The organism is Paraburkholderia sartisoli (assembly GCF_900107685.1).
GTDB lineage: Bacteria > Pseudomonadota > Gammaproteobacteria > Burkholderiales > Burkholderiaceae > Paraburkholderia > Paraburkholderia sartisoli.
This window is the reverse complement of record NZ_FNRQ01000006.1, coordinates 21,934-34,556: the sequence shown is the minus strand read 5'-3', so window position 1 is coordinate 34,556 and position 12,623 is coordinate 21,934. Positions and strand designations below refer to the sequence as shown.

Here is a 12,623-nt window from a genome sequence, read left to right as displayed (position 1 = left end):
GTGCGGCAAAACCGCGATGGCTCCGCTTCGCTGTGCGAAGCGGAGCCAAATCGAAAGTTGGATCGTGCGGTCGTGACGTTGTGTGAAGCAGCATGACGCGCGTTCCGACGATGCAGGTAGAGCAGCAAAATCTTGCATGGAGACAGGTGTGACCACCATGACGATCGCCGCCGATTCCACGCCCGAATCGTCGAACAGACTGAAGCGCGAGCTGAGAGCCGCGGAAGCGAAAAAGCGCGCGATGGCGTTGCTGCTGATCGCGCCGCTGGCCATTTTTCTGCTGCTGATCTTCGTCGTGCCGATTGGCGCGCTGTTGACACGCGCGGTACAGAACCCGGAAATCGCGAACGCACTGCCGCACACCGTGAGCGCACTGCATGACTGGGATCGCAAGTCGGTGCCGCCGGACGCCGCATACGCCGCGCTCGCCACCGACCTCACCGTGATCGCCGACGGCGAATCGATGGGTGCGCTCGCGCGCCGTCTGAACACGGAGATTCCCGGCTACCGCTCGATGGTCGCGAAGACCGCGCGCGCGATGCCGCTCAACGACGACGCCGGCCACGCGCTCGCGCCCGCCCAGGTTCACGCAAAGCTCGTCGAGATCGACGGACGCTGGAACGATGTCGCGTACTGGCAGGCGATCGCCAAAAATGGCAGCCAGTATTCGCCGTTTTACGTGCTGGCCTCGCTCGACCACAAACAGGATGCGTTCGGTCACATCGAGCAGACCGATCCTGACCAGCGGATCTACCTTGCCGTGTTCAACCGCACGTTCGTGATCGGCGCGATTGTGACGGTCTTCACGTTGCTGCTCGGCTATCCGCTGGCGTACTGGATTTCCACGCTTTCCGAGCGTCGCGCGAATCTCGTGATGATCCTCGTGCTGATCCCGTTCTGGACCTCGATCCTCGTGCGCGTGGCCGCATGGATCGTGATCCTGCAAAGCGAGGGGCTCATGAACAAGGCGCTGCTCGGCACCGGCCTGATCCATGCGCCGCTCGCGCTGCTGTTCAACCGCACGGGCGTCTACATTTCGATGACGCACATCCTGCTGCCGTTCATGATCCTGCCGCTTTACAGCGTGATGAAGTCAATTCCGCCGACGTACCAGCGCGCGGCGATTTCGCTCGGCAGTCATCCGTTCGCCGCGTTCTGGCGCGTGTACGTGCCGCAGACGTATCCGGGCATCGGCGCGGGCGCGCTGCTCGTGTTCATTCTCGCGATCGGCTACTACATCACCCCCGCGCTGCTCGGCGGCCCGAACGACCAGATGGTCAGCTACTACGTTGCGTACTTCACGAACGTGACGATCAACTGGGGCATGGCGTGTGCGCTCGGCGGCCTGCTGCTCGCCGCGACGCTCGTGCTGTACGTGATCTATGGACGCCTCACGCGTTCCTCGTTGAGCCTCGGTTGAGCGTGGACGGAAACTCATGATGAAACTCGCGAAACCGCTCTTTGCACCCCATACGTCGCTGGTCGAGCGCATGTGGTACTTCACGTTGCGCGGCCTTGCCGTGCTGACGCTGCTGTATCTGATCCTGCCCGTGCTGGCCATCGTGCCGCTGTCGTTCTCGTCGAGCACGTTCCTCGTGTATCCGATTCCGGGCTGGTCGCTGCGCTGGTACCAGAACCTGATCGCATCCGACGAATGGCGCATGGCCGCGAAAAACAGCTTTATCGTCGCGCCTTCGGCGACGGTTCTCGCGACGGTCCTCGGCACCGTCGCCGCGATTGGCTTGACGAAGGCCAACTTCCGCGGCAAGGCGCTGCTGATGGCGATCCTGATTTCGCCGATGATCGTGCCGGTCGTGGTGGTCGGTGTCGGCATGTACCTGTTCTTCGCGCCGCTCGGGCTCGCCAACACGTATATCGGGCTGATCATGGCGCACGCGTCGCTCGGCGTGCCGTTCGTCGTGACGACGGTGGTCGCGACGTTGCAGGGCTTCAACTACAACCTCGTGCGCGCGAGCCTGTCGCTCGGCGCGAACCCGGTGAAGACGTTCTTTCGCATCACGTTGCCCGTCATCGCGCCGGGCGTGATCTCGGGCGCGCTGTTCGCGTTCGCGACATCGTTCGATGAAGTGGTCGTCACGCTGTTCCTTGCCGGCGCGGACCAGACCACGCTGCCGCGCCAGATGTTCACCGGCATCCGCGAAAACATCAGCCCGACGATCGCCGCGCTCGCGACGATCCTCATCGTTTTCTCGACCTGTCTGCTGCTCACGCTCGAATGGCTGCGCGGCCGCAACGCGGCGCGCGCCATCGCCTGACGCGGAACGCGTCGTCTCACGTCAGGCGGCGCGTGTCGTCGTGCAATGTGGCGCGGCCACGAGCGCCCGTCCGGGCGCAACGTTCGTTCGTATGCTGCATTCCGACGATCGGCCGCGCGGGACCGGATCTGAAATCGCGGATTTGACGCGCTGATCTGAACTGGCGCTTCAAACTCGCGACACCCCCTGCCTGTTTCGCTTCCGGCGAATGTCATTTGCGGAATCATCCGCCGACGGGTGCGGAAAATTCCGCATCCTTGCGCGGACCTTCCCGTCTATTCTCCTGCGGTTCTACTTCAAACATCTCCCTCATTGCGGTTCGTCATGAAACTCCCGTGTACGGTGCTTGCGTGCGCATGGCTGCTTGCTGGATGCGCCGATCCGGCTGCGCGTGCGCGACTCGGCATTCAGGATTCCGCCGTCACGCTAACCGGCTTCGGCGCGACACAGGACGCCGCCGCGGGTGCGCCCGACCGTCAGTGGATCGACACATACGCGCCAGTCACGAATCGTCGTGCGGCGCTCGCCAGCGTGCAGCACAAGCTCGACAGCATCCCCGGCGACGACTACTTTCACGCGAAGGCGCAATGCTGGATCGACGCTGGCCGTGACGCGCTGGAAGCAGGCGATCAATGGGGCTTTGTCGAAGAAGCGATCGGCGTCGCAGCCGTCCTGTCCGTGAGCATGGAGCGGGGCACCGCGATGCCGGCCACGCGGCCCGTGATGCGAACGGTCGTCACGGTGCGTCCGGATTTGTGGGCGATCGTCGACGTCGTGCGGCACGATCCGGCGTTTGCGTCGTGCCCGGATGCTGCCGCGCCGCTCGCGTGTGCGGAAGTCGGGTTGATGCAGGCGGGTCATGACGCATGGCGCCGCAGTTTCGGCAAGGCCGAGGCGCGCGTGGCGACTGCGCAGAACCTGTTGCGCGCATCGGCTGGGACGACGCTCGCGTGCTCGACACAACACAGCAGCACGCGGGCGACGCAGGCGTCAGACGTTGCCGATGCTGAATCTGTCAAACGCCCGGCCGCTCCGGTTGCCGCGCGCCGCACACAGAGCAGGTCAGGTTTTTCAGGAGGATAAATGAACCCGCTGTTGTACCATCGCGCGGCTTTTTTCAAGCGGATGCAGTCCGGACTTCATGCTTGCTGTACCGGCGCTGGATTACACCGCGCTCATCGAGGGAATTACGGTTGGCTACTATCCTGATCGTCGACGATCATCCTGCGTTCCGGTTCGTGATCAAGACTCATGCGATGCAACTTCTCGGTGTCGCCGACGTGATCGAAGCGGACAACGGACAGGACGCCATCGACATGGTCCGACGACACGCCCCCGATCTCGTCGTGCTCGATCTCGACATTCCGCGCATCAGCGGTCTCGATGTCGTGTCGAGGTTGCAGCACATTCGCCCGGGGATTCGTGTGCTCGTGCTGTCCGGTGGAGATCCCGAGACGTTCGCGCCGCGCGTGATGCGCGCCGGCGCACGCGGCTTCGTCAGCAAGTCGCTGGACCTGAACGGCATTGGACGTCATATCGAATCGGTGCTCGGAGGCTACACCGCATTCCCCGCGCTGCGTCACGCCAGCGCGCGGACAGACGCCCAGACGATGACCGATGAAGAACGCCTTGCGCTGCTATCCGACAAGGAACTCGCGATCCTGCGGATGCTCGCGCGAGGTCTGTCGAACAAGACCATCGGCGAGGTGCTGTTCATCAGCAACAAGACAGTCAGCAGCCACAAGGTTCGCATCATGAAGAAAGCCGGCGTCCGGACGCTCGTCGATCTGGTCGATTTCGCGCGGCGTTGCCGCATTGCGTGACGACATGGATCAACACGCGCTCGCAAGGAAAGTCCATGAACTGGCCGCGGGCGACGTCGCGGTTGCCCGCGAGTTCATTCGCATTCTGACCGACACGAATCGCACGACGCTCGCGACGTTGCGCGAAGCGTTGCATGCCGGTTCGTGGAGCGAGGCGGCAAGCGCCGCACACCGGATCAACGGTTCCGCACGGCTGATCGGTTTCAGGAGACTCGTCGGGCAGACGGCGCAGATGGAATCCGCCGCCGCCGCGGGCGATGCGACGCGTGCAGCCGCGCTCATTGCGAGCGTGGAAGCTGATGTCGAAAGACTCGATACGTGGCTTGCGAATCTGCACAGTGCGGATGGCCCGCGAGACTGAAAACCTGTCGCATCAATTGCCCTGCTGGACGCCGTCACGCCGCACCAGCAAAAAGCGGCCTTGTCGTTCATCGACGCTCCGGTATCGCTGGTATCGATCGATGACACGCGGTACATAAGCAAGCGTTTCCGCGAAGGGTGGAATCTGGTCGCCGTATTTCCGCACGGCAGCTTCACCCGCGTTGTACGCTGCCAGCGCCAGCGGTAGATCGTGGAACTGCTGTAATAGCCGGGACAGATAGCGCGCGCCAGCGGCAATGTTCTGCTTCGGATCGAAGACGTTCAGCGCGCCGTGTCGCGCAGCGGTCGAAGGCATCAGCTGCATCAATCCGCTCGCACCTTTCGGCGAAACCGCCTGCGCGTTGCCGCCGGATTCGACATCGATCACCGCCATCAGCAATGCAGGATCAATGCCGGTGGTGTAAGCCGCTTCGTCGATCAGTGGCGCGAGCGCCATGATGCGTGCATCCCGCGTCGCGATGGCGGGCAACTTCCGGTTCGCGGGCTCGACGACAACGGCCAGCGGGCCTCCCGCTGGAGCACGGCCATCGTCGTGGCCCAAGCCGCCTACGATCATGACCACTCCCGAAGCCTGCGCGGAACACGGCATGCCGGTTGCGCCCGCAACGAACACGACGCACGCGAGTGCGACTAATCCACTACGAGCACGACGCATGCGGGTGTTGCACGTCGACGGCGACGTTTTCATCGTCGGGGCGCGCTGCGCGTCACGGCTGCATCGTTTGCAGCGGAGGGGCGATAGCTGGACTGCATCCGCACGAGCGCCTCGGATTCCAGCGCGAGCGGCCATTTCCCCGTCGCGATACCGTCCGCGAGTTTTGTCCTGCACCACGTGTCCGGCTGTTGCGGATCGCCGTACGGGTCTTCGCCGGCATCCGCCGGTTCGCGCGGCAGAATGCCATCTGGGCCGACGTTGCCGATCACGTTCACAGCGTAATACAGGACCTTGTTCACGAGCGGTATGTACATGTCGTAGCAATAGTGAACGCGGATCTTCAGCAGGTTGGCGTCCTGAATGTTCACGCCCGAGCGCGGCCCGGTCACGGTATTGCGATAGATCAGCGTGTCGTTCGGAATTTCCGCGACGGCCGTGCCCTGCGTGGCAAATGAGCCCGCCGGCGCGAAATCGCTAACCATGTCCGCAGTCGGGCTGACGATCGTGATGTGGCTTGCCGTCATCACATCGGTTTGCGCGTTCAGGAGCGCAGCCCGCGCGCCGTCGGCGCTGGCGTGGCGCGCGTACAGCGGCGCGAGGCCGCGCGCGAGGCCATCCTGCATCGCCGTCATCGAACCGTGCGTGACGGCGCCTTCACGGGCGGCTTCGAGCGTCGCGACATCGAGCGTGGATTTTGCCTGATACAGCAGGACGAACTGCACGGTCGCGAGGCAGAAAAACAGCAGCAATGGCGCGATGACGAGAAACTCGGTCATCGACTGGCCGCGCTGCCGGCGCATCAGGCGCACGTGAATCGCGCGTGTACGCCGCGAGAAGGAAAGCTGGGTCAAGGGATCGCCTCGAAAGCAAACACGTCGCCGGTCTTGATCGATTGCCTGCGCACGGTGCCCGCTGGCATTTCGAGCGTCTGCGTCGCGCGGAAATTAAAAAGCAGGCGCCGCGCCGGCGTGTCGGCATGGAGCGCCACAAGCCGGCCGTGGCGGTCGAGAAACAGCACGTCGATTGCAAAGCGCATGCCGAACGTGTGTATCGAGCGGCACGGACGCAGCAGCAACGCTTCGTCGCTCGCGAGGTCGTCGCGACCCAGCAGGCCGCGCATGCGTTCCACCGCGGTGTCCGCAGTCGACACGCGGATGCCCATGTCCACACCGTCTCTCGTCAGTCGAGCCTTCTTCACAACATGCCTGCCTGGACGAACTTCATGACGATCGGAAATCCAAGTACGATGAACGTGACGGGGAAAATGAAGAAGAGCAGCGGAAATATCAGCTTCACGGGCGCTTCCATTGCCTGCTTTTCGGCGCGCTGAAAACGCTCGGAGCGGCGCTGTTCAGACTGGAAGCGCAATGTCTTCGCAAGACCGGAACCCATGCGCTCGGCCTGCACGATGGCGCCGACGAGGTTCGACACTTCCTTGATGCGCTGCCGGTCTTCGAAACGCCGCAGCGCCTCGGTACGGCTCAGCCCGGACTTGAGATCGCGCAGCACATGTTCGAATTCGCGGCGCAGCGGGCCGTCGGGACCTTTCTCGACGGCCTTCTGGATCGCACCACTCACATTCAGGCCCGCTTCGACGGCGAGGGTCAGGAAGTCGAGATAGATCGGCAGATGTCGCAGGATCTGCGAGACGCGGCGTTTGCGCAGGTCCTTGATCCATACGCGTGGGTAGAAAAAGGCGAGCACCGCGATCCCCGCCACCGCCCAGACCGAAAACGCGTGCAGCGCCAGCATCAACAGCAGTGCGGCCAGCGTGGCGAGCACCGAGGAAAGCAGCGACAACGCAAGAAACTGGCGCGCACTCATCAGAAACAGCAGCGATGAAATTCGCAGTTGCGCTTCGATTCTTGCGACGTGCCGTTCACTAAAGAATGCGCCGAAGTGATGGTCGACAAAATTGACGACGGGCCACAACAACCGGAGCGGCCTGGGCAACGGGTCGAGCCATGTACGGTCTTCGTCGGGTACGACCTGGGTGAGACCCGATACAGAACGAAAGGCGAGGAATGCAAAGATCACCGCGCCGCAACTGACGAGAAATGCAATGAAGAGCAGCATGGTTAGACGTCGATACGGGTGATGGCTGAAATGGACTTGTAGCCGAGAAACTCCATCACGGCGATCGCGCCGAGCGTGGCCCAGCCGACGGGCTCGCCAAAGAGCGGCGCCATCGCCGTGGGCTCCATGAAGCGCAGCACGAGCATCAGCAGCAGCGGCAGACACGTCATGACGATGCCCTGCATGCGCCCCTGTGCAGTCAGGGCGCGGATCTTGCCTTCCATCTGCAGTTTTTCGCGCAGCGTGCGCGCGACCGATTCGAGCGCCTCCGCGAGATTGCCGCCCACTTCGCGCGCGATCGTGATGGCCGCCGTCACCATCATGAAGTCGGGAATCGGGATGCGCTTTTCGACGTTGTGCATCGCCACGTCGAGATCGATGCCAAGGCGGATTTCGCGCATCAGCAGGTCGAATTCCTCGGAGATGGGCGGCGTCGATTCATGCACCACACTTTCGAGTGCAATCGGAAAACTCGCGCCGGCGCGCAACGCGCCCGCCAGCATCAGGAGCGCATCGGGCAACTGCTTTTCGAGCGCGACGATGCGCTTTGCGCGCATGCGTGCCATGACCTTTTTCGGCAGCGTCAGCGCAAGCGGCAACGTGACGATGCCGACCAGCAGGTTGCCGCTTAGCAGAAACGCGACGACAGGCAGCGCGACCATGGCGACCATGGTCCACGTCGCGACTTTCTGCCGGTTCACGAACACGAACGCATCGGCCAGCTGCTGTTCCAGTTCGCCCGCCATGTGCTGGGAGCGCGCGGCGAGCGCGGTTTTACCGCTGCGCGCGATCAGCCAGATCACGCCCAGGATGCCGGTGAAGACGAGCGCGAGAATGAGTGCGAGGGTCATGATCGGAAAGCTAGTCAGCGCGCGTGAAAATGTCGGTGTTCACAGGGATGCGGCGGCGAATCAGGTCCTGATAGAAGTCGGGAATATAGGCGGTCGGAACGAACTCGCCCTGGATGCGCCCATCGATGCCGAAACCTTCTTCCTTGAAGACGAACACGTCCTGCAGCTGGATCACGCCGGATTCCATGCCGTTCACCTCGGTCACGTGCGTGACGCGCCGCGAGCCGCACGAAAAGCGGCTTTGCTGGACGATGATGTCGACGGCCGAGCAGATCTGTTCGCGGATCGCCTGCACAGGCAGGTCGAGGCCCGCCATCAGGGTCATCACTTCGAGACGCGCGATGCAGTCGCGCGGCGCGTTCGCGTGCGTCGTGGTGAGCGAGCCGTCGTGGCCCGTGTTCATCGCCTGCAGCATGTCGAGCGCCTCGCCGCCACGGCATTCGCCCACCACGATCCGGTCGGGACGCATGCGCAAGCAGTTCTTAACGAGATCGCGAATCGGTATCGCGCCTTTGCCTTCCATGTTCGCGGGCCGTGCTTCGAGCGACACGAGATTCGGCTGCGAGAGTTGCAGCTCGGCGGCGTCTTCGACGGTGACGATGCGTTCGTCGTCGGGGATGTAGCCCGACAGCACGTTGAGCAGCGTCGTCTTGCCGGAACCCGTGCCGCCCGAAATCACGATGTTCGCGCGCTGCTCGACCGCGGTCCGCAGAAACTCCAGCATGTCCGGCGACATCGAGCCGTACTCGATCAGGTCCTCGCCGGCGAGCTTGCGCTTCGAGAATTTACGGATCGTGATGCTCGGGCCCTTCAGCGAAAGCGGCGGAATGACCGCGTTCACGCGCGAGCCGTCGGGCAGGCGCGCGTCGACCATCGGCGAGCTTTCGTCGATACGCCGGCCAATCGGCGCGACGATCCGTTCGATGGCGCCGATCACCGCGCGATCGTCGGTGAAGACGACCGGCGAGCGCGTGAGACGCCCGTGCTGCTCGACGAATACCTCGTCATGGCAGTTGACCATGATTTCCGAAACGCTTGCGTCCGCAAGCAGTGCCTCGAGCGGACCGAGCCCGATGATTTCGTCGAACACGCTTTTCTTCAGCACCTCAAGCGGAATGTCCGGCGAGCGCAGGCTGGTATCGTGACTGAGGATGTCGTCGAGCGCGGCGTTGACCGTGCGGCGCAGTTCGTCCTCTTCCATGCGCGAGACGTTCAGGCGGCGCAGATCGAGCGTCGCGATGACCTTCATATGCGCGCGCTTTCGCAGTTCGATGCCGTTCGGGCTGTTGATCGGCGAGACTTCGAGCGGCGGTGCGGCGGATTTTTTCGTGCGCGAAAACTGGGTGCGCGGAGGTTCCTGCGGTCTGGCTGGCGAAATGAATGCGCGTGGCGGTTCGGTAACGCGCGTTGACGGTTCGGCATGCGCTGGCGTCGCCGCCGGCGTGGCGTAAATAGCGTGTACGGGTGCCGTGTTTTCCGTTCGCGCGACGAAGGGCGGTGGCGTTGCTTCTTCGAACGCAGCGGCGGCAAGCGGCGAAGGCGCCACGGCAACATGACCGCCCGACGATACAGCGGGTGCCGTGACGATTCGAAGCACCGTCGTGCCGATTTCGATCTGGTCGGTATCCAGCAGCGGGCCGTAGCGCGTGACGGGTGATCCGTTGACGAGCGTCGCGAGAATGCCACCCTGGTCCTCGATATACCACGCGTTGTGTTCCCTGATCACGCGTGCGTGCAGCTTGCCGACGAGCATGCCCTTGAGGACGATGTCGCACGCCGGGTCCTTGCCGATCGAGCAGCCGCTGTCGGTCTGAAAAGTTTGTGCCGGTGCGTTACGCGGCTGCACGTGAAGATGAATCATGAGATGCGTCGTCCGTGAAGGGGTCAGTGCGTCGCGCTTTGGGATACCGGCGGCGCGTCGAGCATGCGGATAGCTTCGGCGAGCCCGACCGGATTCGAGGCGACCGGGAGGTTGGGCACCGGCGCTGGCGTTGAAGCCTGCGGCGCTACCTGTCGTGGCACGCTGCGCACGGGCGCAGGCGGCAGTGCGGGGGTAGACACAACCGGTTGTCTTGCCGCTGGAGGCGCACCCTCCGCCGGAGCGGGCACAAGCGGACTCGGATCGCCGTAGCGATCGCGGAAGCGCTGATCGAAGCGATCAGCGCGCGCGAGCAGGTCCGTATTCGGCGACAGCGACGGATCGGAAATCAGCGGCGTCACGAAGATCACCAGATCGCTCTTCTTCGAACGGAAGGCGTCTGAGCGGAACAGTCTGCCGATGATCGGCAACTGGCCGAGAAACGGCATGCCGTCCGTCGAATCGAGCCCATCCGAGCTGACGAGCCCGGAGATCGCGAGCGTTTCGCCGGCACGCAGCGAGATGTCGGAGGTCGTCTTGCGCGTGAGGAAACCTGGAAAGCCGCCGTACGAAACCGAAGGATCGATCTGGCTGATTTCGGTTTCGAGGCTCGCTGAAATGATGTTGTTCGCGTCCACCACCGGCTTGATGTTCAGCTTGATACCGTACGGCTTGTAGTCGACATCGGTTGTGCCGAGCGCGCCGGCCTTCGGCACGGGCACTTCGCCGCCGGCGAGAAACGTCGCGACGCCGCCGCTTTTCGTGTTCAGCTCGGGCGCGGCGAGAATGTAGGCGTCGCCGTTGTTGACCGCGAAGTTGATCTTCGACGTGATGTTCGACGCGATGCCCGCAAGAAAGAAGTTCGTCGCGCCCGTTGCCGCCGCAGCCGCGCCGCCTGTGCCGAACATCGCCTGACCGCCCACCTGCGGTCCGTTGAACTGGCTGTCCCACGCGATGCCGAGGCTTTCCTGGCCGGTGCGCGTCATTTCCATGATCTGCACCTTGAAGTGGATCGTCTTTTTCAGCGCGTCGCCTTCATCGACCGTGGTCGTGTTGATGACATTGCTGAGGTCGGCGGTCGCGGACCCGATCACCGGCACCATGTCGCGATGCACGACACCCGAAAGCACGATGTTCGGTCCGACAGCCTGAATGCGCAGGCCGGAAACAGATTGCAGCACGCGACGCAACTGCTCGACGGACGCGTTCACTTCGCCCTTGCCGACGCGCACCATGGTTTGCAGCGCGATGCCCTTGTCATTCCACACGACGAGCGACGTCACGCCGGCGCCTTCGGCGAGCAGCATGAGCCGTCCATCGACGACGCTCGCGCTCACGATCTTGCCGTTGCCGATCGCGATGCGTTTGATCGTGCCGGGCAGGCGCATCACGTGTACTTCACCGCGAAAGAGTTCGAGCACGCTTGTGCCGCCGCTCTCGCGGGTCGCGTCGCCGCTGGGCGACGTATCGACGCGCTGTGCGAGCGCGACCGGTGCCGTTTCGCACAGGAGGACGCCGGCAATCAGCGCGGGGATAACGCGGCGACGGAACATCGTCGAACGATGGGGGACTTTCATTCTGAGCCTGCTGTGTACGTTCAGTTGCGATCCGACGTCGTGCGCGTATCGAGTTTCTGGAGTTGTTGAGCGATCGCGTTCGCCTGTTCGTAGGCGCCCGGTCGAGGTGTGCCTGAAAGCGCGTTGTTCGAAGCCGGTGCAACCGGCGCGCGGGCCCGCGGCGATGCGCCCGTTGCGGCCGGCGTAGCGTCCGATGGGCCGCCGGGCACCAGCGTCGTCGCGGTCGATCCGCCGCCCGTGATGATTTCGACGAGCGCTGCGTTACCGCCGCTACCGCCGGCATTCGCAAAGAGCTTGTCTTCCGTGAGCTTCTGGGGGACGTCCGGCGTGGCGTCGTCGGCGTTCTTCAGGATCAGGCGCAACGATCCGACCTTTTGCGCGAGCACGATACGCGGCGCGTCCGCGATGGGCACCTGCACGGTGACCGTGCTGTAGTTGTCGGCGGCCTGCGGATCACCCGCGCGTTCCATCGCTTCGCCCGCGTCACGCGGACGGATGTCCTGACCGGTCGCGAGAATCAGCACGTTCGGCATCAAGAGGCGAATCGCCTTGCCGTCGCCGGATTGGCCGGACGTGCCGGACGGGCCCGATTGAACGGCGACGGGTTGCGGGTCCGGATTCTTGCCGACCCAGTACAGGTCGACGCGATTGCCGGGTCTCATCATCGTCGCGGTGGAGTTCACCGTGTCGATCTCGAGTGTCAACGCGCGCTGGCCGGCGGGCAGGATGTCGGCGAAATCGCGGCCGCGCAGCACGTCGATATCGCCGGCGCGCAGCGGACGTCCGCGTCGCACGGCTTTCACCAGATGCGAGGTCCGGTACGTGTCGAAGTCCTCGACGCGGACCATGTCGTCGTAGACGAGGTCCCCTGCGACTTCACGCGCGACGAAATCGCCGCTCGAGAGCGGCGTGCCGGCCGGCACGTCGCGGCTCGGCACGACGACTTCGACGCCGGCGCGCTGCTGATGCCCCGCGGCTTCCGCCTTGATGCGCATTTCGCGCTCGCTCAGATAGCGATAGAGCACGAACGTGAGGCCGCCCGCGACCAGCACGGCACAGAAAAAAAGCACCCACGCGTTACCGAGGAGCGAGCGAATCTTGATTCTTTTGAGCATGGCGAATGAAT

The 12,623-nt window shown here is 63.7% G+C and carries 13 protein-coding genes; 5 read left to right on the top strand and 8 right to left on the bottom strand.

The genetic code is table 11. From position 1 onward, the window contains the following. The first annotated feature begins 148 nt into the window (after positions 1 to 148). From BLV45_RS18035 to BLV45_RS18015, 5 genes are all read left to right on the top strand, one after another. Positions 149 to 1,420: an ABC transporter permease gene (locus BLV45_RS18035; protein WP_090535337.1), complete on the top strand. Its 1,272-nt coding sequence runs from the start codon at positions 149 to 151 to the stop codon at positions 1,418 to 1,420. 19 nt (positions 1,421 to 1,439) lie between these two features. Next, positions 1,440 to 2,276: an ABC transporter permease gene (locus BLV45_RS18030; protein WP_090535336.1), complete on the top strand. Its 837-nt coding sequence runs from the start codon at positions 1,440 to 1,442 to the stop codon at positions 2,274 to 2,276. Between the two features lie 324 nt (positions 2,277 to 2,600). Continuing rightward, positions 2,601 to 3,359 (top strand): hypothetical protein, encoded by a 759-nt coding sequence (locus BLV45_RS18025; RefSeq protein ID WP_090535335.1) that lies wholly within the window; start codon positions 2,601 to 2,603, stop codon positions 3,357 to 3,359. A gap of 110 nt (positions 3,360 to 3,469) precedes the next feature. Then, entirely contained in the window at positions 3,470 to 4,099 is a 630-nt protein-coding gene (locus BLV45_RS18020; RefSeq protein WP_090535334.1) for a response regulator transcription factor, read from the top strand. 4 nt (positions 4,100 to 4,103) lie between these two features. Further along, on the top strand, positions 4,104 to 4,460 hold the full coding sequence (locus BLV45_RS18015) for an Hpt domain-containing protein (protein ID WP_090535333.1): 357 nt from the start codon (positions 4,104 to 4,106) through the stop codon (positions 4,458 to 4,460). A 12-nt stretch (positions 4,461 to 4,472) separates the two neighbouring features. Here BLV45_RS18015 and BLV45_RS18010 read toward each other — a convergent pair whose 3' ends face one another. From BLV45_RS18010 to cpaB, 8 genes are all read right to left on the bottom strand, one after another. Beyond that, positions 4,473 to 5,036, bottom strand: coding sequence for a lytic transglycosylase domain-containing protein (locus BLV45_RS18010; protein WP_245753378.1), 564 nt, complete (start codon positions 5,034 to 5,036; stop codon positions 4,473 to 4,475). Between the two features lie 128 nt (positions 5,037 to 5,164). Next, the gene (locus tag BLV45_RS18005) at positions 5,165 to 5,935 is read right to left on the bottom strand and encodes a TadE/TadG family type IV pilus assembly protein (protein ID WP_245753407.1); all 771 of its coding nucleotides are present in this window, start codon (positions 5,933 to 5,935) and stop codon (positions 5,165 to 5,167) included. A 47-nt stretch (positions 5,936 to 5,982) separates the two neighbouring features. After that, the gene (locus tag BLV45_RS18000) at positions 5,983 to 6,297 is read right to left on the bottom strand and encodes a DUF192 domain-containing protein (RefSeq protein WP_245753405.1); all 315 of its coding nucleotides are present in this window, start codon (positions 6,295 to 6,297) and stop codon (positions 5,983 to 5,985) included. A 32-nt stretch (positions 6,298 to 6,329) separates the two neighbouring features. Then, a complete protein-coding gene (locus BLV45_RS17995; protein ID WP_090535331.1) occupies positions 6,330 to 7,211 on the bottom strand; it encodes a type II secretion system F family protein in 882 nt (293 codons plus the stop codon). A gap of 2 nt (positions 7,212 to 7,213) precedes the next feature. After that, positions 7,214 to 8,062, bottom strand: coding sequence for a type II secretion system F family protein (locus BLV45_RS17990; protein ID WP_090535330.1), 849 nt, complete (start codon positions 8,060 to 8,062; stop codon positions 7,214 to 7,216). Positions 8,063 to 8,072: 10 nt separating this feature from the next. Beyond that, positions 8,073 to 9,923: an ATPase, T2SS/T4P/T4SS family gene (locus BLV45_RS17985; RefSeq protein WP_090535329.1), complete on the bottom strand. Its 1,851-nt coding sequence runs from the start codon at positions 9,921 to 9,923 to the stop codon at positions 8,073 to 8,075. A 23-nt stretch (positions 9,924 to 9,946) separates the two neighbouring features. Continuing rightward, a complete protein-coding gene (locus tag BLV45_RS17980) occupies positions 9,947 to 11,497 on the bottom strand; it encodes a type II and III secretion system protein family protein (protein WP_090535328.1) in 1,551 nt (516 codons plus the stop codon). Between the two features lie 20 nt (positions 11,498 to 11,517). Continuing rightward, complete coding sequence (gene cpaB, locus BLV45_RS17975) at positions 11,518 to 12,612, bottom strand: Flp pilus assembly protein CpaB (RefSeq protein WP_090535327.1); 1,095 nt, start codon at positions 12,610 to 12,612, stop codon at positions 11,518 to 11,520. Positions 12,613 to 12,623 lie beyond the last annotated feature (11 nt).

What these genes read in the sequence shown, in the direction of transcription:
- BLV45_RS18005 (WP_245753407.1), bottom strand. Translation starts at nt 5,935, where the DNA reads ATGCGCCGGCAGCGCGGCCAGTCGATGACCGAGTTTCTCGTCATCGCG.
- BLV45_RS17990 (WP_090535330.1), bottom strand. Translation starts at nt 8,062, where the DNA reads ATGACCCTCGCACTCATTCTCGCGCTCGTCTTCACCGGCATCCTGGGC.
- cpaB (WP_090535327.1), bottom strand. Translation starts at nt 12,612, where the DNA reads ATGCTCAAAAGAATCAAGATTCGCTCGCTCCTCGGTAACGCGTGGGTG.
- BLV45_RS18030 (WP_090535336.1), top strand. Translation starts at nt 1,440, where the DNA reads ATGAAACTCGCGAAACCGCTCTTTGCACCCCATACGTCGCTGGTCGAG.
- BLV45_RS18015 (WP_090535333.1), top strand. Translation starts at nt 4,104, where the DNA reads ATGGATCAACACGCGCTCGCAAGGAAAGTCCATGAACTGGCCGCGGGC.
- BLV45_RS17985 (WP_090535329.1), bottom strand. Translation starts at nt 9,923, where the DNA reads ATGATTCATCTTCACGTGCAGCCGCGTAACGCACCGGCACAAACTTTT.
- BLV45_RS18010 (WP_245753378.1), bottom strand. Translation starts at nt 5,036, where the DNA reads ATGATCGTAGGCGGCTTGGGCCACGACGATGGCCGTGCTCCAGCGGGA.
- BLV45_RS18000 (WP_245753405.1), bottom strand. Translation starts at nt 6,297, where the DNA reads ATGGGCATCCGCGTGTCGACTGCGGACACCGCGGTGGAACGCATGCGC.
- BLV45_RS17980 (WP_090535328.1), bottom strand. Translation starts at nt 11,497, where the DNA reads ATGAAAGTCCCCCATCGTTCGACGATGTTCCGTCGCCGCGTTATCCCC.
- BLV45_RS18025 (WP_090535335.1), top strand. Translation starts at nt 2,601, where the DNA reads ATGAAACTCCCGTGTACGGTGCTTGCGTGCGCATGGCTGCTTGCTGGA.
- BLV45_RS17995 (WP_090535331.1), bottom strand. Translation starts at nt 7,211, where the DNA reads ATGCTGCTCTTCATTGCATTTCTCGTCAGTTGCGGCGCGGTGATCTTT.